Raw genomic sequence first — 22887 nt, 5'->3', positions numbered from 1 at the left:
GCCGGCCGGCCGCTCACGGGGGAGCACATGGCACAGGGGTACCCGCAGCCGCAGGCACCGGCGCAGTACGGGCCACCGCAGTACGGCGCGCCGCGGCAGGGCGTACCGCAGTACGGGCCACCGCAGTACGGACCGCCGCAGTACGGCGTACCGCAGTACGCCGCCGCCCCGTACCCGCCGCAGGCCCAGCCGTCGCCGCCCGCGGTGCCGCGCCCCCGGGAGGCGGGCAGCATCCGGCGGTTCCTCGCGGCGACCGCCGACGCCCTGGCCGCCGTCGCCGCCGGGTTCGCCGCCGCCAAGGCGGCGAGCGGCCCCGACGGCCCGGTCGGCACCTACTTCGGCACGCTGGCGGCCGTCTTCCTCGCCGCCTCGTTCACCAACCAGGTGCTGTTCACCCGCCTCACCGGCTTCAGCCTCGGCAAGGGCCTGCTGGCCCTCCGGTCGGTCCGCCGGGCGGACGCCGGCCGTCCGGGCACCTGGCGGCTGACCAAGCGCTGGCTGCTCGGCTTCGTGATCGTCGTGGTCGGGCTGCTCACCGAGGAGCCGGAGTCCGAGGGCACCGCCGTCGGGGTCCGCGTGGTCCGCCGCAAGCACCTGCGCGAGTACCAGCAGGCCGGGGCGCGGCTCGGCTAGCATGCCGCCGTACGCCCCGACCGGCACCGGCCCGACGCCCGGGCCCGGTTCCGCGCCAGACCCAGCCAGAACCCGACCGACAATCCGCGAGGAGACCCCGATGGCCGGCGAGCCGCAGCCCGACTGCCTGTTCTGCAAGATCGTGGCCGGCGAGATCCCGGCCACCGTGGTGCGCAAGACCGACCGGGTGCTCGCCTTCCGCGACATCGCCCCGAAGGCCCCGGTGCACGTGCTGGTCATCCCGCACGTCCACTACCCGAACGCCGCCGCGCTGGCCGACGCCGAGCCGGAGATCGCCGGCGAGCTGCTCGCCGAGGCGGGCCGGGTCGCCGCGGACGAGGGCATCGCGGACTACCGGCTGATCTTCAACACCGGGGCCGGTGCCGGGCAGACCGTCTTCCACGCCCACGTCCACGTGCTCGGCGGCATGTCGATGACCGAGCGCATGGTCTAGCCGCGTGTCGCAGCGCGAACTCGTCGTCCTCGGCACCGCGAGCCAGGTCCCGACCCGGCACCGGAACCACAACGGCTACCTGCTGCGCTGGGACGGCGAGGGGCTGCTCTTCGACCCGGGCGAGGGGACCCAGCGGCAGATGCTGCACGCCGGGGTCTCCGCCACCCAGCTCACCCGGATCGCCGTCACGCACTTCCACGGCGACCACAGCCTGGGCCTGGCCGGGGTGATCCAGCGGATCAACCTGGACCGCGTGCCGCACCCGGTCGACGTGTACTTCCCGGCTTCCGGCGAGGTCTACTTCGAGCGGCTGCGGCACGCCACCGCCTTCCACGAGACGGCCGTGCTGCGCCCCCGCCCGATCGAGGAGTCCGGGCCGCTGGCCGCGCCCGGCGCCCGGTTCGCGCTGGACGCCGTCCGGCTCTCCCACCCCGTCGAGTCCTTCGGCTACCGGCTGAGCGAGCCGGACGGCCGCCGGCTGGTGCCCGGGCTCCTCGCCGACCTGGGCATCTCCGGTCCGGACGTCGGCCGGCTCCAGCAGCGGGGCGCGATCGAGGCGGACGGCCGCCGGGTCACCCTGGAGGAGGTCAGCGAGCCCCGGCCCGGCCAGCGGTTCGCCTTCGTGATGGACACCCGGCTCTGCGAGGGCGTGCACGAGCTGGCCGAGGGCGCGGACCTGCTGGTCATCGAGGCGACCTTCACCGACGCCGACGGGCGGCTGGCCGAGGAGCACGGCCACCTCACCGCCGGCCAGGCGGGCAAGGTCGCCGCGGAGGCCGGTGCGCGGACCCTGGTGCTGACCCACTTCTCCCAGCGCTACCCGGACCTCGGGCAGCACCTCGCCGACGCCCGCAAGCACTTCGACGGCCCGATCGTGCTTGCCGAGGACCTGGCGCGGGTACCAGTACCGCCCCGGCACCGCGCGTGAAGGGCCGCGCGGACCGGCAGTGCCGCGACGCCGGTCGCGGTGGTGCTGCGAGCGGCCCGTGAACAGCTCGGAAAACCGCTCGCGCCGCCTCCCGATCTGCCGGAGCATCGTCGGGTGCGGCCCCGCCGCCCGCCGCGGCGATCACGTGCGCGGCGTACCCTGGTGCCCCGGAGAGACCGAGCGGCACCGACGAGACACGGATGGGATGAGGCAGGCCCCAGCGCCGACCTATGAGTGACACATCGCAGACCCGTACCAACGGACAGTCGCGCCCCGAACCGGCGGACGACGGCGGCTCCACCAGCGCCCGGATCGTCATCCCCGAGAAGCATCCGATGGTCACCCTGCTCGGCACCGCGGACTCGCTGCTGCGCGTGATCGAGCGGGGCTTCCCCGCCGCCGACATCCACGTCCGCGGCAACGAGGTGACCGCCACCGGGGAGCGCGCCGAGGTCGCCCTCGTCCAGCGGCTCTTCACCGAGATGATGCTGGTGCTGCGCACCGGCCAACCCCTGACGGAGGACGCCGTGGAGCGCTCCATCGCCATGATCCGGAGCGCCGCGGACGACCCGGACAGCCCGGCACCGTCGCAGGTGTTCACCGCGAACATCCTGTCCAACCGGGGCCGGACCATCCGCCCCAAGACCCTCAACCAGCAGCGCTACGTCGACGCGATCGACAAGCACACCATCGTCTTCGGGCTCGGCCCGGCCGGCACCGGCAAGACCTACCTCGCGATGGCCAAGGCCGTCCAGGCCCTCCAGGCCAAGGAGGTCAACCGGATCATCCTGACCCGTCCGGCCGTCGAGGCGGGGGAGCGGCTGGGCTTCCTGCCCGGCACCCTCTACGAGAAGATCGACCCGTACCTGCGCCCGCTGTACGACGCGCTGCACGACATGATGGACCCGGACTCCATCCCGCGCCTGATGGCCGCCGGGACCATCGAGGTCGCCCCGCTCGCCTACATGCGCGGCCGCACCCTCAACGACGCCTTCATCATCCTGGACGAGGCCCAGAACACCTCGCCCGAGCAGATGAAGATGTTCCTCACCCGCCTCGGGTTCAACTCCCGGGTGGTCGTCACCGGCGACACCAGCCAGATCGACCTCCCGGGCGGCACCCGCAGCGGCCTCAAGGTCGTCCAGGAGATCCTGGCCGACGTGCCCGACATCCACTTCTCCGTCCTCACCAGCACCGACGTGGTCCGCCACAAGCTGGTCGGCCGGATCGTGGACGCGTACGAGCGCTGGGACGCCCGGCAGGAGGCCGAGGAGCGCCCGCTCCCGGCCAAGCAGGCCCAGCGGCGCGGCTCGCGCGCACCCCGACAGTCCCATCGCACCGAAAGCTGAGTAACCAGCCCGTCATGTCGATCGACATCGCCAACGAGTCCGGTTGGGACGCCGATGAGGAAGCCATCCTCGACGTCGCCCGCTACGCACTGGACAAGATGCGGATCCACCCGCAGTCCGAACTGTCCGTGATCCTGGTGGACGGTGCGGCGATGGAGGAGCTGCACATCCAGTGGATGGACCTCCCCGGCCCGACCGACGTGATGTCGTTCCCGATGGACGAGCTGCGGCCGGGCAAGGAGGGCGAGGAGCTGCCGCAGGGGCTGCTCGGCGACATCGTGCTCTGCCCCGAGGTCGCCGAGCAGCAGGGCAAGGCGGCCCCGTCCAAGCACTCGATGGACGAGGAGCTGCAGCTGCTCACCGTCCACGGCGTGCTGCACGTGCTCGGGTACGACCACGAGGAGCCGGACGAGGAGGAGGAGATGTTCGGCCTCCAGAAGGCGATCCTCGACGGCTGGCGGGCCGGGCGCGGCCTCGGCGGCATCTCGCCGGCCCCCACCACCCACTGAGCGCGGAGCCCGAACCCCTGTGAGTGGTGAGAGTACGAGTTTCATCCTCGGCGCCGTGCTGCTGGTCGTGCTCGGCTGGCTGGCGGCCTGCGCCGAGGCGGGCATCTCCCGGGTCTCCCGGTTCCGCGCGGAGGAGGCCGTCCGGTCCGGCCGGAAGGGCTCGGCCCGGCTGCTGGCCCTGGCCTCCGACCCGATCCGCTACCTCAACCTGGCCACCCTGATCCGGGTCGCCAGCGAGATGGCGGCGGCCGTCCTGGTCACCGTGGTCTGCGTCCGCAGCCTGGACTCGACCTGGCAGGCCGTGCTGCTGGCGTTCGGTGTGATGGTGCTGGTGTCGTTCGTGGCGGTCGGCGTCTCGCCGCGCACGATCGGGCGCCAGCACCCGCTCTCCACCGCGACCGCCGCCTCCTTCGTGCTGCTGCCGCTGGCCCGGATCCTCGGCCCGATCCCGCGGCTGCTGATCCTGCTCGGCAACGCGCTCACCCCCGGCAAGGGGTACAAGGAGGGCCCGTTCGCCTCCGAGGCGGAGCTGCGGGCCCTGGTCGACCTCGCGGAGAAGAACGACGTCATCGAGGACGAGGAGCGCCGGATGGTGCACTCGGTCTTCGAGCTGGGCGACACCATCGTCCGCGAGGTGATGGTGCCGCGGACCGACCTGGTGATGATCGAGCGGCACAAGACCGTCCGGCAGGCGCTCACCCTGGCGCTGCGCTCGGGCTTCTCGCGGATCCCGGTGGTCGGCGACAACGAGGACGACGTGGTCGGCATCGTCTACCTCAAGGACCTGGTGCGGCGCACCCACATCAACCGGGACTCCGAGTCCGACGAGGTCGGCGCGGTGCTGCGGCCGGCGGTGTTCGTGCCGGACTCCAAGCCGGCCGCCGACCTGCTGCGCGAGATGCAGCAGATGCGCTCGCACGTGGCGATCGTGATCGACGAGTACGGCGGCACCGCCGGCCTGGTCACCATCGAGGACATCCTGGAGGAGATCGTCGGTGAGATCACCGACGAGTACGACCGGGAGATCGCGCCGGTCGAGGACCTCGGGGACGGCTCGTACCGGATCACGGCGCGGCTGCTGGTCGAGGACCTGGGCGAGCTGTTCGGGATCGAGCTGGAGGACGAGGACGTCGAGACCGTGGGCGGGCTGCTGGCCAAGCACCTGGGCCGGGTGCCGATCCCCGGTTCGTCCTGCGAGATCCCGCTGCCGGAGGAGGTCCCGGGCGGGCTGACCGCGATCCGGCTGACCGCGGAGAGCTCGGCCGGCCGCCGCAACCGGATCGGCTCCGTGGTGGCCGCGCCGGTCCGGACGGAGGCCGGGGCGGCCCGGACCGGCGGCGAGTAGCGCTCCCGCCCGGCGGGGGCGACGATGTTGGTATGACTCACCAACTTCGCGCGGAGCACGGCCCGCAGGGGACGGCGGGCGGGGTCAAGGTCTGGCACGTGGTGCGGGACGGTGATCCGGCCACGGCCCTGTGCGGCCGGACCATGCCCGCGGACGCCGAGACACGGCCGGAGCAGGAGTGGGGGACCGGGCTCCGGTGCTGCCAGCAGTGCGGCTCGCTGTACATGCACGAGGTGCCGCACATGCAGGGAAGCCACCCCTACAGCTAGGCGGAGGTCGCCATGAAGCTGCAAGACGAACTGCCCGTCGACCACAAACTGCTGCTGGTCTGGCGGATCGGTGCGGGGCTCGGCGGGATCTTCCTGATCGTGTTCGGCTGCCTCGGGCTGGCCGACCACCCGGGCTTCCTGTCCACCAGCGGGAGCGACATCGCGGGGATGTCGACCAACGGGGCGCTGAGCATCCTCTCCATCGTGGTGGGCGCGATCCTGGTGGCCGGTGCGGTCATCGGTGGCAACTTCGCCTCGAACCTGAACATGGTGGTCGGCGTGCTGTTCGTGCTCTCCGGCTTCTACGGGCTGACGGTGCTGGGGCGGCCGGACGCCAACATCCTGAACTTCCGGATGTCCAACGTGCTGTTCGCGTTCGTCTTCGGGCTGGTGATCACGACCTTCGGCATGTACGGCCGGGTCAGCAGCCACCTGCCCCACGACAACCCGTACTGGCGCAAGCGGGCCGAGGACGAGGAGCCGATGCCGTCCGGTCCCAAGACCTTCGTGAAGGTCATGCGGCCGGGTCCGCCGAACCCGATCGGGCACTGATCCGGGGCCGGTGACGGGCGCCTATGCTCCTGGGCATGAGTGACATCGTCGAACTCGACCCCGAAGACAAGAAGATCATCACCCTGGCCCGCTCCGCCCGCGCCCGCAACGGCGTCCCGGAGGGGGCCGCGGTGCGTGACGAGACCGGCCGGACGTACGTGGCCGGGACGGTCGCGCTGGAGTCGCTGCGGCTCAGCGCGGTGCAGACGGCGGTGGCGATGGCGGTGGCCAGCGGTGCGAAGTCGCTGGAGGCCGCGGCCGTGGTGAGCGAGGCGGAGGAGCCCTCCGAGGCCGATCTGGCGGCCGTCCGGGACCTCGGGGGCGCCGGGACGCCGCTGCTGCTGGCGGGGCCGGACGGGGTGCTGCGGGCCTCGGTCGGGGCCCGCTGAGCGGCTTCGCCGGGGCGGCCCGCGAAGGCGGCACGTGGTGCGCCGGGCGCCCGGGGGCGGACACCCCGGGCGCTCTGTCGTACCGGCTCGGCAGATAATCTCACCGGGGGGAGTTGCTGCGGTGAGGGGGCTGGGCGATGGGGCCGTTCGCGTTCTTCGCGGGACTGCTGCTGGGCGTGATGGGGATGGGCAAATGGCAGGAGACCGGCTCGCCGTTCTGGCTCTGGGGCTCGGTCTCGTTCCTGGTGATCGTGCTGGTCTGGGGCCTCGCCTCGGTCCTCGGCGGCGGCAAGAAGTGACCGCTCCGGGCGGCCCGGTCCGTCGCGCTCCCCGTGATCAGGGAGAATGGGGCGCATGAGTGCCCCTTCCTCCTCGTACCGCTCCGGCTTCGCGTGCTTCGTCGGCCGGCCCAACGCGGGCAAGTCGACCCTGACCAACGCCCTGGTGGGGACGAAGGTCGCGATCACCTCCGACCGTCCGCAGACCACCCGGCACACCGTGCGCGGCATCGTGCACCGCCCGGACGCCCAGCTCGTGCTGGTCGACACCCCCGGCCTGCACAAGCCGCGCACCCTGCTCGGCGAGCGGCTCAACGACCTGGTCCGCTCCACCTGGGCCGAGGTCGACGTGATCGGCTTCTGCCTGCCCGCCGACCAGAAGCTCGGCCCCGGCGACAAGTTCATCGCCAAGGAACTCGCCGAGATCAAGAAGACCCCCAAGGTGGCCATCGTCACCAAGACCGACCTGGTCGACTCCAAGCGGCTCGCCGAGCAGCTGATCGCCGTCCACCAGCTCGGTGTCGAGCTGGGCATCGAGTGGGCCGAGATCATCCCGGTGTCCGCCGTGGGCGACAAGCAGGTCGAGCTGGTCGCCGAGCTGATCACCAAGCTGCTCCCCGAGGGCATGCCGCTCTACCCGGACGGCGACCTCACCGACGAGCCCGAGCAGATCATGGTCGCCGAGCTGATCCGCGAGGCCGCGCTGGAGGGCGTCCGGGACGAGCTGCCGCACTCGCTGGCGGTCGTCGTCGAGGAGATGCTGCCGCGCGAGGGCCGCCCGGCGGACCGCCCGCTGCTCGACATCCACGCCAACGTCTACATCGAGCGGCAGAGCCAGAAGGCGATCGTGATCGGGGCCAAGGGCGCCCGGCTCAAGCACGTCGGCACCACCGCCCGCAAGCACATCGAGGCGCTGCTCGGCACGCCGGTCTTCCTGGACCTGCACGTCAAGGTCGCCAAGGACTGGCAGCGGGACCCGAAGCAGCTCCGTAAGCTGGGCTTCTGAGCAGTCCGGACGACAGGGGGCCGGACCGGGTGACAGGGGGGCCGGAATGAAGCTGCACACCCACGAGTGGGGCACCGGCGACCGGCTCGCGCTGCTGGTCCACGGGATCATGTCCGACCACCGCACCTGGCGGACGGTCGGTCCCGCGCTGGCCGGGCTCGGCTACCGGGTGATCGCCGTGGACCTGCGGGGCCACGGCGCCAGCCCGCGCGGCGAGGGCGCCACCCCGGCCGACCGGTACGGCCCCGACCGGCTGGCCGAGGACCTGGTGGACACCCTGCCGGCCGGGGCGGACCTCGCCGTCGGCCACTCGCTCGGAGGGCTGGCCCTGCTGCGGGCGGTCGACCGGCTCAAGCCCGCCCGGGCGGTCTACTCCGACCCGGCCTGGTGCTTCGCCCAGGCCGACCTGTTCGACCCGGTCGTCTTCACCCACTTCAAGCAGGCCACCCGGGAGCAGATAGCCGCGCTCGCGCCGCGCTGGGACGCGGTCGACGTGGACGTCGAGGTGGCCACCCTGGCCGCCTGGGACCCGGACAGCGCGCTCGGCCTCGCCGACTTCTACGGGACGGCCGTCCTGCCCGGCGCCCCCGCGGTACCCTCGCTCGTCCAGCTGCCCGAACGGAGCTTCCTGATCGGGCCCGAGGACGCCGAGCGGCTGCGCGGCGCCGGGTACGAGCTCCGCACGGTGGCCGGCGCCGGGCACACCATCCACCGGGACGACCTCGCGGGCTTCCTGGCCTCGCTCGACGGCTGGGTCTGAGCCGCCGGCTGGGTCTGAGCCGCAGACCGGGTCCGAGCCGCCGACGGGGGCGCCTGCCGTGCGGGCGCGCGCGCCGGTGCCCGGACGGGGCTACGCGCCCTCGCGCAGCACCAGGGAGACCAGCTCGCGCTGCGACTCGGTGAGCTTCGGGTCCGCGCAGTGCACCGTCCGCCCGTCGACGGTGATCTCGTAGTGGAAGCCGTCCGGTACGCCGTACGAGGGGGACCGCAGCCCGCCCGCGACGGCCTCGCGGGCGAGCGCGTGCACATGCGGGGCGTCCGCCCGCTCGGTGGTGTCGAGCTCCGCGTGGCGGACGAGTCCCGCGAAGCCGCCGGTCCGGGTCACCTGGATGCGCATGGTGTCCATGGTGCTACCAGGAGAAGCCGTTTGCCGGGGTTTTCCCGGACCTTGACTTAAGCGCGGCTCAACCCGGGCTGATGCCCACCTTCGCCCAGGCCGCGGTCACGGTGTCGGCCACCTCCGGTTCCGGGTAGCGGGCCCGGGCGGCGGCCACGGTGGCCCGGGCGAAGGCGGTGAAGTCGGCGTCGGCGGGCAGCCGGCGGCCGGTCAGCGCGTCGTACCAGATCCTTCCCGCGCGCTCCCAGGCCGGGCCGCCGAGCGCGGTGGCCAGCAGGTAGAAGGCGTGGTTGGGGATGCCCGAGTTGATGTGCACGCCGCCGTTGTCCTGGGCGGTGTGCACGTAGTCGCGCAGGTGGGCGGGTTGCGGGTCCTTGCCGAGCCGGGGGTCGTCGTAGGCGGTGCCGGGCGCCTTCATCGAGCGCAGCGCGACCCCCTGCACGCCGGGGGCGAGCAGTCCGGCGCCGATCAGCCAGTCCGCGTCGGCGGCGTCCTGGCGCAGTCCGTACTGCTTGACCAGCGAGCCGAAGACGTCCGAGACCGACTCGTTGAGCGCGCCGGACTGCCCCCGGTACTCCAGACCGGCGGTGAACTGCGTGACACCGTGGGCGAGTTCGTGGCCGATGACGTCGATGCAGGCGGTGAAGTCGCCGAACACCTCGCCGTCGCCGTCGCCGAAGACCATCCGGTGGCCGTCCCAGAAGGCGTTGTCGTAGTCCCGGCCGTAGTGCACGGTGGCGTCGAGGCGCAGGCCCTGGTCGTCGATGGAGTGCCGCCCGTACACGTCGGAGAACAGCGCGTAGGTGGCGCCGAGCCCGTCGTAGGCGTGGTTGACGGACTGGTCGGAGAGGGGGGCCTCGCCCTCCCGGCGGACGGTCCGGCCGGGCAGGCGTTCGCGGTGCCCGGCGTCCGAGATCACCCGCTCCAGGCGGTCGGCGGCGGGCTGTCGTGGAACGGCGGTGAGCCGCGTGGCGCGGTGCACGGCGTCCAGGGCGAGGGAGCGGGCGGCGGGCGCGTGACCGTCATCGGAGAGGCGGTCCAGGACGTACGGCGGAACGATCGCACAGAGCGGCGGTTCGGCTGTCATGTGGCCAAGAGTGAGGCATCGATGACGTGTTGTCACCGGCGCGGACGGAACCGTGCGCCGTCTCAAGGGGTGGAATGTCAGCCCGGCTCACTTCGGGGGCGCGCGGCCCTGGGTTACGCTGGGGACCATCATGCGCATTGGGCTGCTTCTTCTTAGCTGCCGCGTCGAGGGCCTGTAGTCCACCAGGGCCGGCTCCCTCGCCGCGGGGACTGTGCTGCGCGCGTAATCGGGCGATCCAATGGCGGGTCGCGAGCGGCAGCAGGCCGGCCGAGTCGGGTGACCACCCCACCCCGACCAGCCCCGCATCACAGGAAGCCGAGACTCACCTCCATGACCGAGCAGAGCTCCGCCGCGTCCGTCCCCGGCGCCCGTGCCTTCGTCGACCGCCCCACCCCGATCACCTCCGCGTCCGTACGCCAGCAGCCGTCCGGCATGCGGCACGGCCGCTACCTGCCGTTCGGCACCGTCGACCTGCCGGACCGCACCTGGCCGTCGAAGGTGATCAGCAAGGCGCCGCGCTGGCTCTCCACCGACCTGCGGGACGGCAACCAGGCGCTGATCGACCCGATGTCCCCGGCCCGCAAGCGGCAGATGTTCGACCTGCTGGTCGGGATGGGCTACAAGGAGATCGAGGTCGGCTTCCCCTCCTCCGGGGCCACCGACCACGCGTTCGTCCGCTCGCTGATCGAGGAGGGGGCGATCCCCGAGGACGTCACCATCTCGGTGCTGACGCAGGCCCGCGAGGAGCTGATCGAGAAGACCGTCGAGTCGCTGGTCGGGGCCCCGCGGGCGACCGTCCACCTGTACAACGCGACCGCGCCGCTGTTCCGCCGGGTGGTGTTCCGCAACGACCGGGCGGCCACCAAGGCGATCGCGACCGACGGCACCCGGCTGGTGATGGAGTACGCCGAGAAGCTGCTGGGCGAGGAGACCGTCTTCGGCTACCAGTACTCGCCGGAGATCTTCGTCGACACCGAGCTGGACTTCGCGCTGGAGGTCTGCGAGGCGGTCATGGACGTCTGGCAGCCCGGCGAGGGCCGCGAGATCATCCTGAACCTGCCGGCCACCATCGAGCGGGCCACCCCGAACGTCCAGGCCGACCAGTTCGAGTGGATGTCGCGCAACCTGTCGCGGCGCGAGTTCGTCTGCCTGTCGGTGCACCCGCACAACGACCGGGGCACCGCCGTCGCCTCCGCCGAACTGGCCTACATGGCCGGCGCCGACCGGATCGAGGGCTGCCTGTTCGGGCAGGGCGAGCGGACCGGCAACGTCGACCTGGTCACCCTGGGCATGAACCTGTTCTCGCAGGGCATCGACCCCGAGATCGACTTCTCCGACATCGACGAGGTCCGCCGCACCGCCGAGTACTGCAACCAGATGGAGGTGCACCCGCGCCACCCGTACGCCGGCGACCTGGTGTACACCTCCTTCTCCGGCTCGCACCAGGACGCCATCAAGAAGGGCTTCGACGCCCTGGAGGCGGACGCCAGGGCGGCCGGCGTGCCGGTCGAGGAGCACACCTGGGGCGTGCCGTACCTGCCGATCGACCCGAAGGACGTCGGCCGCACCTACGAGGCGGTCATCCGGGTCAACAGCCAGTCCGGCAAGGGCGGCGTCGCGTACGTCCTGAAGAACGACCACAAGCTGGACCTGCCGCGCCGGATGCAGATCGAGTTCTCCCGGATCATCCAGGCCAAGACCGACGCCGAGGGCGGCGAGGTCACCCCGGCCGCGATCTGGGCGGTCTTCGAGGACGAGTACCTGCCGACCACGGCCAACCCGTGGGGCCGGATCTCGCTGAGCGGCTCGCGCACCCTGACCACCGAGGACGGCCGGGACGCGCTGACCTCCGAGGCCGTGGTGGACGGCGTGCCGGTCGTCCTGTCCGGTACCGGCAACGGCCCGGTCTCCGCGTTCGCGGACGCGCTGGGCCGGATCGGCGTGGACGTCCGGGTGCTGGACTACGCCGAGCACGCGCTGAGCGAGGGCGGTGACGCCCAGGCCGCCGCGTACGTCGAGTGCGCGGTGGACGGCCGGGTGCTGTGGGGCGTGGGCATCGACGGCAACACCGTGCTGGCCTCGCTGAAGGCGATGATCAGCGCCGTCAACCGGGCGCAGCGAGGGTAGTTCGTACGAGTGGTAGTGGCCGGGCCGTCCCGCGGGGCGGCCCGGCGGCGTTTCCGGAGGCCGGGGCGGGGAGGCGGGCGGCCCCGGCGCGGAAGCTGTGGCCTGCGCCACATTTTTTCGGTGATCGAGCCGTTCGAGGTACTGACACGTGTCGGCAACCGTGGCAACATCGTCCCACCGGTAAGCCGGGTCGGTGGGACGGCCCGGTGGCCGGTCGCGTGACCTGCCCATTGTTGTGCAGGCCGCCTGCCATGTCTGGGGAGTGGCGCCGTGACAGGGATGTGGGGTGTTCGCCCGCGGTGGCGGACTGACGTTCTCGGTGACTTCTTCTGCCCGGGCTGCGGCGGAGACCGCAACTACCGCCGGCAGCACGGCCGGCGGTGGCTGCGGTTGCTGGGCACCCCGGTGTTTCCGCTCGGCCCGGTGGTCGGCAGTGTGCAGTGCACCAGCTGCCACGGCCGGTTCGGGGTGGAGAGCCTGGAACAGCCCACCTGCGTACGTCTGGGCGGGATGCTGCGCGACGCGCAGTACACCGTCGCGCTCGCCGTGCTGGCGGCCGGCGGCACCGCGCACCGCGCGGCCCGCGAGGCGGCCTGCGCGGCCGTCCGGGACGCCGGCTTCGAGGACTGCGGCGAGGCCCAGGTGCTGGCCGCCCTCGCCGCGCTCTCCGGCCTCGGGGGCGAGCTCTACGACGCCCACGGCATGGCCGGCGGACTGGCCGTGGAGCTGCACGCGGCACTCGAACCGCTCGCCCCGCACCTGGCCCACCAGGGCCGCGAACGACTGCTGCTCCAGGGGGCGGCGATCGCGCTGGCCGACGGCCGGTACCGGCCGCAGGAGCGGGACGCGCTGGCCGCCGTCGGGCGATGTCTGGACCTGCCGCAGGCACGGGTCGGGGCGCTGCTGGAGGCGGCGACCCGCACCTCGCACTAGGCCCGCCAGGTCCCGCCCCGTTTCCGTTCCCTGACCCCGTTCCGACCCGTTCCCGTTCCGTCCTCTCCTCCCTTCCGTCCTCCAGTTCGTTCCGTCTCCGCTCCGCGCCTCCCGCCGGAGCCTCCTGTCGGCGTCTCCCGGAGGCGCCTCCCGTCGGCCCGTGAGGAAGACCCCCGGCCGACCCCCGGACCCCCACAAACGGGCCCTACCCCCCTCCGGGGCCCGCCGTGACCCGCACCGATCGGGCGTCCCCCCACGGCCCCGGTGCGGGCACACGGCTGCCCCCGCCGGTGGGGGACAATGGTGGGATGTCCACACTGTTCGACGGCCGCGGCGAGGCGGTGGCATGAGCCTGTTCCGGGACGACGGCGTGGTGCTCCGGGCGCAGAAGCTCGGCGAGGCCGACCGGATCATCACCCTGCTCACCCGCCACCACGGCAAGGTGCGCGCGGTGGCGCGCGGGGTGCGCAAGACCAAGTCCAAGTTCGGCGCGCGCCTGGAGCCGTTCTCGCACGTGGACGTGCAGTTCTTCAGCCGCGGGAGTGAGCTGATCGGCCGCGGGTTGCCGCTCTGCACCCAGGTGGAGACCATCGCCCCGTACGGCGGCTCGATCGTCACCGACTACGGCCGTTACACCGCCGGCACCGCCATGCTGGAGACGGCGGAACGGTTCGCCGAGAACGAGGGCCAGCCGGCCGTCCAGCAGTACCTCCTCCTGGTCGGCGGACTGCGCACGCTGGCCGCCGGCGTGCACGAGTCGCACCTGGTGCTGGACGCCTTCCTGCTGCGCTCGCTGGCGGTCAACGGGTACGGTGCGACCTTCGACGACTGCGCCAAATGCGGCCTGGAGGGCCCCAACCGGTTCTTCTCGCTCCAGGCGGGCGGGGTGCTCTGTCCGGACTGCCGAGTGCCCGGATGTGCCGTACCCTCCCCTGAGACACTGGTACTGCTCGGGGCGCTGCTGTCAGGGGACTGGCAGACGGCCGACGCCTGCGAGCCGAGGTACTGGCGGGAGGGCAGCGGCCTGGTCGCGGCCTATCTGCAGTGGCACCTGGAGCGGGGCATCCGCTCGATGAGATACGTGGAGAAGTGAGCACATGGCAGCGCGACGGCTCTTCGGCGGCGGCAAGCAGAGGGAGTACCTCCCCCCGACCCCGCACCCCAGCGGCGCCCGGCCCCCGAAGATCCCCGGCGAGCTGGTACCCGACCACGTGGCGATCGTCATGGACGGCAACGGCCGCTGGGCCAAGGATCGGGGACTGCCGCGCACCGAGGGACACAAGGTCGGCGAGTCGGTGGTGCTCGACGTCCTCAGGGGCGCGATCGAGCTCGGCGTGAAGAACATCTCGCTGTACGCGTTCTCCACCGAGAACTGGAAGCGCTCGCCCGACGAGGTGAAGTTCCTGATGAACTTCAACCGGGACGTCATCCACCGCCGCCGGGACGAGATGGACGCGATGGGCGTGCGGGTCCGCTGGGCCGGCCGGATGCCGAAGCTCTGGAAGAGCGTCGTCCAGGAGCTCCAGGTCGCCGAGGAGCAGACCAAGGACAACGACGCCGTCACGCTGTACATGTGCGTCAACTACGGCGGCCGGGCCGAGATCGCGGACGCCGCGGCGGCCCTCGCGGCCGACGTCGCGGCGGGGAAGCTGGACCCGAAGAAGGTCAACGAGAAGACCCTCGCCAAGTACATGTACCACCCGGACATGCCGGACGTGGACCTCTTCCTGCGCCCGAGCGGCGAGCAGCGGACGTCGAACTTCCTGCTCTGGCAGTCGGCGTACGCCGAGTTCGTGTTCCAGGACGTGCTCTGGCCGGACTTCGACCGCCGGGACCTCTGGCGGGCCTGCGAGCAGTACGCGATGCGCGACCGCCGGTTCGGCGGGGCGGTGCCGAACGAGGTCCAGGCCGGGCCCGAGGTGCCGGCACAGCGCTGAGCCCGCGGGCACGGCGAGGGTGTGCGGAAGGGCCCGTGGGAAGCCTCCCACGGGCCCTTCGGCGTAAGCCGGTTCAGGCCTTCTTGGCGCACTCCGCGCAGGTGCCGAAGATCTCCAGGGTGTGCGCGATGTCGCTGAACCCGTGCTCGGCGGCGACCGAGTTGGCCCAGCGCTCCACCGCCGGGCCCTCGACCTCGACGGTGGCGCCGCACTGCCGGCAGACCAGGTGGTGGTGGTGTCCGCTGCTGCACCGGCGGTACACGGCCTCGCCGTCGGCGGTGCGCAGGACGTCGACCTCGCCGGCGTCGGCGAGCGACTGCAGGGTCCGGTAGACGGTGGTCAGGCCGACCGAGTCCCCCCGGTGCTTGAGCATGTCGTGGAGCTCCTGCGCGCTGCGGAAGTCCTCGATCTCGTCCAGGGCCGCCGAGACGGCGGCGCGCTGCCGGGTCGAGCGGGCACGCGGCGACGGGCCTGCGGTGGTCACCGTGGGTCCTCCTGGGGTGGTGGGCGTCTCGCACCTCATTGTGCCAGCCCCGCACTCGGCGTCGGAGCGGTCGCGTCGGACCGGTCCGGGCCGGGCAGTTGGACGTCGCAGACCTGCGGCCCCGTGTCGGGGGTGTTCCGGTGCCTGCGCCGGGCCAGCGGTGCGGCGACCGCGCTGAACACCGCGAACACGGCGATGGCGAGCAGCACGATGGCCGGGCCGGAGGGCACGTCCAGGTGGTAGGAGCCGGTGACGCCGGCCAGTGCGACGAGCACGCCGACCGCGATCGAGCCGGCCTGGGTGGCGGCGAACGACCGGGTGAGCTGCTGGGCCGCGACCACCGGGACCACCATCAGCGCGCTGACCAGCAGCAGGCCGACCACCCGCATGGCGACGGTGACGGTGACCGCCGCCATCACGGCGAGCAGCAGGTTGAGGAACCGCACCGGCACGCCGGTGACCTTGGCGAAGTCCTCGTCCTGGCAGATCGCGAAGAGCTGGCGGCGCAGGCCGAGGGTGACGGCGATGACGACGGCGCCGAGCGCGGCGATGGTGGCCAGGTCGGAGGGGGAGACGGTCAGGATGGAACCCCAGAGGTAGCTCTCCAGCGAGCCGGCCCCGGCCTGGGCGGACTTCGAGACGAGCAGCTTGCCGCAGGCCATGCCGCCGTAGAAGAGCATCGCGAGGGCGATGTCGCCGCGCTGGTTGCCGCGCGAGCGGACCAGTTCCATGGTGACGGCGCCGAGCACGCAGACCAGCACGGCCATCCAGACCGGGCTGGTGTTGAAGATGAAGCCGAGGCCGACGCCCGTCATCGCGACGTGCCCCATGCCGTCGCCGAGCAGGGCCTGGCGGCGCTGGACGAGGTAGATGCCGACGGCGGGCGCGGTGACGCCGACCAGGACGGCGGCGAGCAGCGCCCGCTGCATGAAGTCGTAACTGAGCATCTCGGTCATGCCAGCAGTCCCCGGGTGTGGTGAAGATCGGCGTGCGGGTGGACGTGGTCGTGGCCGGGCAGGGCGTGCAGGCCGGTGTTGGGGACGGGCGGGCCGTCGTGCGCGACGCAGCCGTCGCGGAGCACCACCGCGCGGTCGATCAGCGGCTCCAGCGGCCCGAGTTCGTGCAGCACCAGCAGGACGGCGGCGCCGCGGGCAACCTCGGTGCGGAGGGTGTCGGCGAGCACCTGCTGGCTGGCGGCGTCCACCCCGGCCATCGGCTCGTCCATGATCAGCAGGTCGGGGGTGCCGGCCAGGGCGCGGGCGATCAGCACCCGCTGCTGCTGGCCGCCGGAGAGGTCGGCGACGCCGTCGCCGGCCCGGTCCAGCATGCCGACGGCGGCCAGGGCGCGGTCGACGGCGATGCGGTCCTGGCGGCGGAACGGCAGCAGCCGGTGCAGCGGCAGCCGTCCGGTGGAGACGACCTCGCGGACGGTGGCCGGGACGCCGGAGGCGGCGGTGGTGCGCTGCGGCACGTACCCGATCCGGTGCCAGGAGCGGAACCGGGCGAGCGGGGTGCCGAACAGCTCCAGCCCGCCGCGCTCCAGCGGGACGGCGCCGGTGACGGCCTTGACGGTGGTGGACTTGCCGGAGCCGTTGGCGCCGAGCAGCGCGACGACCTCACCGGGGCGGACGGTGAGGTCGACGCCGCGCAGCACCGGCCGGCCGCCGCGCGAGGCGACGGCGTCGTGCAGGCGGACGGCCGGGGGTGTCGGGGAGGTCATGGCGTGGTGTCGTCCCGTCAGCTGGTGGCGCTGGTGCCGGTGGCACCGGCGGTTCCGGTGGTGCCGGCGGTCGCGCCGAGGGCGGCCTGGAGGTTGGTGAGGTTCTGCTTCATGACCGTGAGGTAGGTGTCCTTGGCCGGGTCCTTGACGCCCTCCAGCGGGTCCAGGACGGCGGTCTTGAGGCCGAGGTCCTTGGCGACGGTGTCGGCGAGCTTGGGGCTGACCAGGGTCTCGAAGAAGATCGTGGTGACGCCGTTCTCCTTGGCGGCCTTCTGCACGTCGGCGAGGCGGGCCGGGGTGGGCTCGGACTCCGGGTCGACGCCGTTGATGGCGACCTGGGTGAGGCCGTAGTGCTCGGCGAGGTAGCCGAAGGCGGCGTGGCTGGTGACGAAGGTGCGGGTCCTGGCGTCCTTCAGCCCGTCCCGGAACTCCTGGTCCAGGGTGGTGAGCCTGCCGACCAGCTCGTCGGTGTTCTTCTGGTAATCGGCGGCGTGCGCCGGGTCGGCCTTGGCCAGTTCGGCGCCGACGCTCTTGGCGACCGCCGCGTAGCGGGTCGGGTCGAGCCAGATGTGCGGGTCGCCCGCGGCCTCGTCGTGGTCGTGGCCGTCGCCCTCGGAGTGGCCCTCCGCCAGGTGGTGGTCCTCCAGCGGGCTGGCGGCGGTGGCGTCGACCTTGTGCTTGGCGCCGGAGTCGGCGACCGCCTTGTCGACGGTGGGCTGGAGGCCCTTGAGGTAGACGACCGCGTCGGCCTTCTTGACGTTCGCGACCTGCTTGGCGGTGAGCTCCAGGTCGTGGGGCTCGACGCCGGCGGCGGTGAGGCCGGTGACCTTGACGTGCTCGCCGCCGATCTGGGTGGCGAGGAACTCCATCGGATAGAAGGAGGCGACGACGTTCAGCTTGCCGTCCGCGCCCTGGGCGCTGCCGCCGCTGCCGCAGGCCGTCAGGGCGAGGGCGGCGGTGAGGGCGGTGGCGGTCAGGGCTATGGCACTGCGAGTACGTCGTCGGATCATCATGACAACCATTCTCAGATTAGATGGAAATGATTGTCAAATCACTCGGACGGGTGAACGGGCGGTGACGATGGGTGGGCAGGTACCGGCGATACCGATTTGAACCCTGTACCCATATGGCCGGTAACCTGAGGTATTCGGGTACGCGCAACCAGCCGTGCCCTGACCGTGCCGTACGTACTGAAGAGAGCACTGTGGCAGCCGACAAGATCGAGACGATCGTCAGCCTGAGCAAGCGCCGTGGCTTCGTCTACCCCTGCAGCGAGATCTACGGCGGCACGCGTGCCGCCTGGGACTACGGGCCGCTGGGCGTCGAGCTCAAGGAGAACATCAAGCGCCAGTGGTGGCGCGCGATGGTCCAGGCCCGTGAGGACGTCGTCGGACTCGACTCGTCGGTGATCCTGGCCCGCGAGGTCTGGGAGGCCTCCGGCCACGTCGCCACCTTCAACGACCCGCTGACCGAGTGCCTCTCCTGCCACAAGCGCCACCGGGCCGACCACCTGGAGGAGAAGTACGAGGCCAAGCACGGCTTCCCGCCGCCGAACGGCCTCCAGGACGTCAACTGCCCCGACTGCGGCGTCAAGGGCCAGTTCACCTCGCCCAAGGACTTCTCGGGCATGCTGAAGACCCACCTCGGCGTCACCGAGGAGGCGAGCGGCCTGGCCTACCTGCGCCCGGAGACCGCCCAGGGCATCTTCACCAACTTCAAGGCCGTCCAGACCACCTCGCGCAAGAAGCCGCCGTTCGGCATCGCCCAGGTCGGCAAGAGCTTCCGCAACGAGATCACCCCCGGCAACTTCATCTTCCGGACCCGCGAGTTCGAGCAGATGGAGATGGAGTTCTTCGTCAAGCCTGGCGAGGACGAGCAGTGGCACGAGTACTGGCTCCAGCAGCGCTGGGACTGGTACGTCGGCCTCGGCCTGCGCACCGACAACATGCGCCTGTTCGAGCACCCGAAGGAGAAGCTCTCCCACTACGCCAAGCGCACGGTGGACATCGAGTACCGCTTCAACTTCGGCGGCACCGAGTTCTCCGAGCTGGAGGGCATCGCCAACCGCACCGACTACGACCTGACGGTGCACAGCGAGGCCTCCGGCCAGGACCTCAAGTACTTCGACCAGGAGTCCGGCGAGCGGTACTTCCCGTTCGTCATCGAGCCGGCAGCCGGTCTCAACCGCGCCATGCTGGCCTTCCTGATCGACGCCTACTTCGAGGACGAGGCGCCGAACGCCAAGGGCGTCATGGAGAAGCGCGTCGGCATGCGGCTCGACCCGCGGCTCGCCCCGGTCAAGGTCGCCGTGCTGCCGCTGTCGCGCAACGCCGACCTCTCCCCGAAGGCCCGCGGCCTGGCCGCCGACCTGCGCACCGCGTGGAACGTCGAGTTCGACGACGCCGGCGCGATCGGCAAGCGGTACCGCCGCCAGGACGAGATCGGCACGCCGTTCTGCGTCACCGTCGACTTCGACACCCTTGAGGACAACGCGGTGACCGTGCGCGAGCGCGACACCATGGCGCAGGAGCGCGTCTCGCTGGACCAGGTCAAGTCGTACCTGGCGGCGCGGCTCATCGGCTGCTGACCTTCTTCGGCTGATGCCGATGGCTGATGGCTGATGCCTGACGCCGGTTGCCAGGTGCTGGTCGCTGGTTGACGGCTGCTGGTCCTCTGCCGCGGGAGCCCCCGTTCGCCTTCGGGCGGGCGGGGGCTCTTCGCGTCGGTGCCACCGGTGGGCGGCGGCCGGGGCCGTACGGGGGCGGGTGGCCGGCTCCGTACGGTGCCGGGGCCGTGCGGTGACGTGGCTGTGTAGCTCCGGGGCCGTGGCGCCGGGGTCTACCGGCGGCCCCAGCGGGAGCGGGGCGGAGGCGCCGGAGTGGTGGGCAGGCCCGCCGTGCGGAGTGCCGCGAGAGTCGTGCGGTGGCGGGCGGTGTCCGCGAGCAGCGCGGTCAGCAGCTCGTCGTACAGCTGCCGGCTGCCGGCCGCGCTCAGTGCGGCGGCCAGCCGGACCAGCTCGGCCGGCGGGCGGAGCGCGGCCAGCTCGCCCAGCAGCAGGCCGGGGAGCGGCGGGGCGAGGCTGGTGACGAGGTCGACCAGGTCGGCGGTGGGCCGGCTCGCGGCCTGGCGGAGCAGCGTCCGGACGTCGGCGGCGCGGTCCGCCCCGTGGAGACGGGTGGCGAGGGCGGCCAGGTCGGCGGTCGGGGCGGAGCCCCACTCCCAGAGCAGGGTGGCGCCGTCGGCGTGCTGTCCGGCCCGTTCCAGCGCGTCCAGCAGGGCGGGCAGCGCGGTGACCGGGTAGGACCAGAGCGCGTGGAACAGGTCGGTGGCCTCCTCGGCCAGTCCGGCCTGGCGCAGCTCGGCCAAGGTGGCCGCGGCGTGCTCCGGGGTGCCCTGGGCGGCGCTCCGGGCGAGCCGGACCGAGGCGCCGGTCGGGCCGCGGCGGGCCAGCAGGGCGGCCAGACCGGCGGTGTCGGGCGGGGTGAGGTGGGCGGCGGCCCGGGCGAGCAGGTCGTCGGCCTCCTGGGGGGCGGCCTGGTGCTGCGCCCCCTGGTGGTGCGTCGCTTGGTGGTGCGTCGCCTGGTGCGGTGCGGGTTGGTGGTGCGCGGCCTGCTGGTACAGGGCGGTGATGCGTTCGGCGAGGGCCGTGAGCTCGCCGGGGGAGCGGCGGCGGGGCGGTTCGGCGACCGGGGGCGGTGGGGGCGCGGCTGCGGTGGTCCCCTCCGGGGCACCCGTCGGCCAGTCCTGTCCCGACGGCCTCGTCTGTCCGGCCTGTCCGGCCCGTCCGGTCTGCCTCGTCGGGCCGGCCGGTCCTGCCGGTCCCGCCGGTCCCGCTTGTGCTGCCGGTCCGGTGGCCGTCGGGGTTTCGGCGGCGCGGGGCCGGCCGAACCGGGCTCCGGTCGCGCGCGGCGCCTGCGGGGGAGCGGGAGGCGCCGACGGGGCGGGCGCCTCGTCGTACGCGCCTGCGCCGAACCGCGCCCCGGTGGGCTGCTGGGGTATCCGTCGACGCGGAGCAGGCTGTCGCAGCCGGTCCTCCAGGGCCTTCAGCTGGTCGCTCAGCTCCAGGCAGCGGGTCCCGAGGCCCTCACGCAGCGTCCGCGCCTGGGCGAGCTGCCGCAGCAGCTCGCCGTCCGGCCGCTGCCGCTCCGGCAGCGCCCGGACGGCCTCGAAGAGCCGGCGCTCGCGCTGGGCCGCGTACTGGCGGGCGCGCAGTAACTCGTCCAGCTCGGCGCGTAGTTCCAGCGCGTCCTGCTCGGTGCCGCCCGCGCTCCCGCCCGCCTGTGCGTTCGCGCCCGTACTCGCGTCCGCACCTGCGCCCGTGCCCGCGTCCGTGCCCGATCCCGATCCCGGGGAAAGGGGTTGTTCTGTGTGCCGTGTACGCATGATCACCGCAACCTGTCCAACTAGGCCCTGACTGCAGGTCATCCTGGCGTCGGTATACGGCGACCGCGTTACGGCAGTGCGTCCAGAGGTTTGCGAGTGGAGTCCGAGGGCGCGGACGGCGCGAGAGTCGCGACCGGCACGGCGCGCGCGCCCTCCGGTGGCGCCGTCGCCGTGCCACCCGGGACGGGCGCGACCGTGCTCACCCGGCCAGCCGCTCCCGGGCCTCCATCAGGGCGAAACCGAGCAGGTTCTCCCCGCGCCAGGCCGCCGGCTGCTGCGCCCGCACGTCGTCGGCGGCGAGCCCGATGCCCCAGATCCGGTCCACCGGGCTGGCCTCCACCAGGACGCGCCGCCTGGTCCCCAGCAGGTACGCGCGAAGTGCCTCGTCCTGACCGAACTTGGCGACGTTGCCGCGCACCACGAGCTCGAACCGCCCGGCCGTCCAGGCCGCGTCGTCGAACCCCCTGACCTGCCGCCCCAGCTTCTTCGCCTCGGCGGGGCTCGCGGCCCGGAGGATCCGGGCCAGCGTGCCCTCGTCCCCGAACATCCGCGCCTTGCCCGCCATCATCCAGTGCTCGGCGGTCGCGTACTCGATCCCGTCGACGGTGAACGGGCGCTCCGGCCACCACTGGCTCAGGACCCCCGGCCCGAGCGACCCCTCCTGCTGCGCCTGGTGTCCCCAGAACATCAGCCACTCGGGTTCGACGCCGATCGCCACCAGGGCCGTCAGGTCGGCGCGGTTGCGGGTGTCGGTGGGGTCGTCGACCAGTTCGTTGCTCATATCGTCATGCTGACACAAAGGGGTGTTCGGGGGCCACGGTTTTTCCAACAGGGCGTCGGTGCGCGCCCCGGGGACCGGTGCGGGAATCGGCCCGGGAGGCGGGCGGTTCACGGTTCCGTAGCCGTGATCCGTGATCCGTGGCCCGACCTCAGTACCTCCGCACATCCGCACATCCGCACATCCGCAAGGAGCAGGCATGACCGACGAAACCCCCGCCGTCCGTGAGCTCCGCCTGGTGGTCACGGCGGCCGACTACGAGCAGGCGCTCCACTTCTACCGTGACGTCCTCGGCCTGCCCGAGCGCGGTGCCTTCTCCTCCCCGGACGGTCGGGTCACCATCCTCGAAGCCGGCCGCGCCACCCTGGAGATCGCCGATCCGGGGCACGCCGATTTCATCGACGAGGTCGAGGTCGGGCGGCGGGTGGCCGGCCACATCCGGGTCGCGTTCGAGGTCGACGACTCGACGGCCACCACCGCCAAGCTCGCCGCCGCCGGGGCCGAGGTGATCGCCGAGCCCGTCCGCACCCCCTGGAACTCCCTCAACTCCCGCCTGGAGGCCCCCGGCGCCCTCCAGTTGACCCTCTTCACCGAACTCGGGGAGTAGCG

At 72.4% G+C, this 22887-nt stretch carries 26 protein-coding genes; 18 read left to right on the top strand and 8 right to left on the bottom strand.

All coding sequences use genetic code 11. The features are described 5' to 3' along the window. Window positions 1-27: 27 nt before the first annotated feature. The 12 genes from AC067J_RS03230 to AC067J_RS03175 all read left to right on the top strand — a co-directional run bounded on the left by AC067J_RS03230 (window position 28) and on the right by AC067J_RS03175 (window position 8472). Complete coding sequence (locus AC067J_RS03230) at window positions 28-633, top strand: RDD family protein (protein ID WP_478296233.1); 606 nt, start codon at window positions 28-30, stop codon at window positions 631-633. Window positions 634-733: 100 nt separating this feature from the next. Beyond that, window positions 734-1087, top strand: coding sequence for a histidine triad nucleotide-binding protein (locus AC067J_RS03225; protein WP_478296232.1), 354 nt, complete (start codon window positions 734-736; stop codon window positions 1085-1087). Between the two features lie 4 nt (window positions 1088-1091). Beyond that, the gene (locus tag AC067J_RS03220) at window positions 1092-2015 is read left to right on the top strand and encodes a ribonuclease Z (protein ID WP_478296231.1); all 924 of its coding nucleotides are present in this window, start codon (window positions 1092-1094) and stop codon (window positions 2013-2015) included. 230 nt (window positions 2016-2245) lie between these two features. Then, window positions 2246-3364: a PhoH family protein gene (locus AC067J_RS03215; protein ID WP_478296230.1), complete on the top strand. Its 1119-nt coding sequence runs from the start codon at window positions 2246-2248 to the stop codon at window positions 3362-3364. A gap of 14 nt (window positions 3365-3378) precedes the next feature. Next, window positions 3379-3873 carry an rRNA maturation RNase YbeY gene (gene ybeY, locus AC067J_RS03210; protein WP_238741059.1) on the top strand — a complete coding sequence of 165 codons (495 nt, stop codon included), beginning with the start codon at window positions 3379-3381 and terminating at the stop codon, window positions 3871-3873. A 19-nt stretch (window positions 3874-3892) separates the two neighbouring features. Beyond that, on the top strand, window positions 3893-5218 hold the full coding sequence (locus AC067J_RS03205) for a hemolysin family protein (protein ID WP_478296229.1): 1326 nt from the start codon (window positions 3893-3895) through the stop codon (window positions 5216-5218). Between the two features lie 32 nt (window positions 5219-5250). Continuing rightward, window positions 5251-5487 (top strand): hypothetical protein, encoded by a 237-nt coding sequence (locus AC067J_RS03200; protein ID WP_478296228.1) that lies wholly within the window; start codon window positions 5251-5253, stop codon window positions 5485-5487. A gap of 12 nt (window positions 5488-5499) precedes the next feature. Next, window positions 5500-6039: a DUF4383 domain-containing protein gene (locus tag AC067J_RS03195; RefSeq protein WP_478296227.1), complete on the top strand. Its 540-nt coding sequence runs from the start codon at window positions 5500-5502 to the stop codon at window positions 6037-6039. 35 nt (window positions 6040-6074) lie between these two features. Then, the gene (locus AC067J_RS03190) at window positions 6075-6428 is read left to right on the top strand and encodes a cytidine deaminase (RefSeq protein ID WP_478296226.1); all 354 of its coding nucleotides are present in this window, start codon (window positions 6075-6077) and stop codon (window positions 6426-6428) included. Window positions 6429-6565: 137 nt separating this feature from the next. Next, window positions 6566-6727 (top strand): hypothetical protein, encoded by a 162-nt coding sequence (locus tag AC067J_RS03185; protein ID WP_327676766.1) that lies wholly within the window; start codon window positions 6566-6568, stop codon window positions 6725-6727. A 55-nt stretch (window positions 6728-6782) separates the two neighbouring features. Then, window positions 6783-7712 (top strand): GTPase Era, encoded by a 930-nt coding sequence (era, locus tag AC067J_RS03180; RefSeq protein WP_478296225.1) that lies wholly within the window; start codon window positions 6783-6785, stop codon window positions 7710-7712. 46 nt (window positions 7713-7758) lie between these two features. Beyond that, complete coding sequence (locus tag AC067J_RS03175; protein WP_478296224.1) at window positions 7759-8472, top strand: alpha/beta fold hydrolase; 714 nt, start codon at window positions 7759-7761, stop codon at window positions 8470-8472. A gap of 90 nt (window positions 8473-8562) precedes the next feature. Here the strand turns inward: AC067J_RS03175 and AC067J_RS03170 are convergent, their stop codons facing one another. Further along, complete coding sequence (locus AC067J_RS03170; RefSeq protein WP_478296223.1) at window positions 8563-8829, bottom strand: protealysin inhibitor emfourin; 267 nt, start codon at window positions 8827-8829, stop codon at window positions 8563-8565. Window positions 8830-8896: 67 nt separating this feature from the next. After that, window positions 8897-9916: a M4 family metallopeptidase gene (locus tag AC067J_RS03165; RefSeq protein WP_478296222.1), complete on the bottom strand. Its 1020-nt coding sequence runs from the start codon at window positions 9914-9916 to the stop codon at window positions 8897-8899. A gap of 330 nt (window positions 9917-10246) precedes the next feature. Here AC067J_RS03165 and leuA point away from each other — a divergent pair, with 330 nt between their 5' ends. The 4 genes from leuA to AC067J_RS03145 all read left to right on the top strand — a co-directional run bounded on the left by leuA (window position 10247) and on the right by AC067J_RS03145 (window position 14913). After that, window positions 10247-12043 carry a 2-isopropylmalate synthase gene (gene leuA, locus AC067J_RS03160; RefSeq protein ID WP_478296221.1) on the top strand — a complete coding sequence of 599 codons (1797 nt, stop codon included), beginning with the start codon at window positions 10247-10249 and terminating at the stop codon, window positions 12041-12043. Window positions 12044-12466: 423 nt separating this feature from the next. Next, window positions 12467-12976: a TerB family tellurite resistance protein gene (locus AC067J_RS03155; RefSeq protein WP_478296220.1), complete on the top strand. Its 510-nt coding sequence runs from the start codon at window positions 12467-12469 to the stop codon at window positions 12974-12976. A gap of 346 nt (window positions 12977-13322) precedes the next feature. Further along, window positions 13323-14069, top strand: a complete 747-nt coding sequence (gene recO / locus AC067J_RS03150) for a DNA repair protein RecO (RefSeq protein ID WP_478296219.1) — start codon at window positions 13323-13325, stop codon at window positions 14067-14069. A 4-nt stretch (window positions 14070-14073) separates the two neighbouring features. Then, window positions 14074-14913, top strand: a complete 840-nt coding sequence (locus AC067J_RS03145; RefSeq protein WP_478296218.1) for an isoprenyl transferase — start codon at window positions 14074-14076, stop codon at window positions 14911-14913. 73 nt (window positions 14914-14986) lie between these two features. On the opposite strand, the gene AC067J_RS03140 is transcribed toward AC067J_RS03145, so the two are convergent. Genes AC067J_RS03140 through AC067J_RS03125 form a run of 4 tightly spaced genes read right to left on the bottom strand, consistent with a single transcriptional unit; the run spans window position 14987 to window position 18130 of the window. Continuing rightward, window positions 14987-15397 carry a Fur family transcriptional regulator gene (locus AC067J_RS03140; protein WP_327676752.1) on the bottom strand — a complete coding sequence of 137 codons (411 nt, stop codon included), beginning with the start codon at window positions 15395-15397 and terminating at the stop codon, window positions 14987-14989. Between the two features lie 35 nt (window positions 15398-15432). Then, window positions 15433-16353, bottom strand: coding sequence for a metal ABC transporter permease (locus AC067J_RS03135; protein ID WP_478296217.1), 921 nt, complete (start codon window positions 16351-16353; stop codon window positions 15433-15435). Next, complete coding sequence (locus tag AC067J_RS03130) at window positions 16350-17117, bottom strand: metal ABC transporter ATP-binding protein (RefSeq protein ID WP_478296216.1); 768 nt, start codon at window positions 17115-17117, stop codon at window positions 16350-16352. Before AC067J_RS03130 ends, AC067J_RS03135 begins: the two co-directional genes overlap by 4 nt. Before the next feature lie 17 nt (window positions 17118-17134). Further along, window positions 17135-18130: a metal ABC transporter substrate-binding protein gene (locus AC067J_RS03125; RefSeq protein ID WP_478296215.1), complete on the bottom strand. Its 996-nt coding sequence runs from the start codon at window positions 18128-18130 to the stop codon at window positions 17135-17137. 191 nt (window positions 18131-18321) lie between these two features. Between AC067J_RS03125 and AC067J_RS03120 the strand changes: the two genes are divergently transcribed. After that, window positions 18322-19704 (top strand): glycine--tRNA ligase, encoded by a 1383-nt coding sequence (locus AC067J_RS03120; RefSeq protein WP_478296214.1) that lies wholly within the window; start codon window positions 18322-18324, stop codon window positions 19702-19704. Window positions 19705-19955: 251 nt separating this feature from the next. Here AC067J_RS03120 and AC067J_RS03115 read toward each other — a convergent pair whose 3' ends face one another. Together AC067J_RS03115 and AC067J_RS03110 are read right to left on the bottom strand one after the other, a co-directional pair. After that, window positions 19956-21500 (bottom strand): hypothetical protein, encoded by a 1545-nt coding sequence (locus AC067J_RS03115; RefSeq protein WP_478296213.1) that lies wholly within the window; start codon window positions 21498-21500, stop codon window positions 19956-19958. Between the two features lie 199 nt (window positions 21501-21699). Beyond that, a complete protein-coding gene (locus AC067J_RS03110; RefSeq protein ID WP_478296212.1) occupies window positions 21700-22281 on the bottom strand; it encodes an NADAR family protein in 582 nt (193 codons plus the stop codon). Window positions 22282-22477: 196 nt separating this feature from the next. On the opposite strand from AC067J_RS03110, the gene AC067J_RS03105 reads away from it, so the two are divergent. Next, window positions 22478-22885: a VOC family protein gene (locus AC067J_RS03105; protein ID WP_478296211.1), complete on the top strand. Its 408-nt coding sequence runs from the start codon at window positions 22478-22480 to the stop codon at window positions 22883-22885. Window positions 22886-22887 lie beyond the last annotated feature (2 nt).

The organism is Kitasatospora sp. NPDC042419 (assembly GCF_056437345.1).
This window is presented reverse-complemented; position numbering and strand designations above follow the sequence as displayed.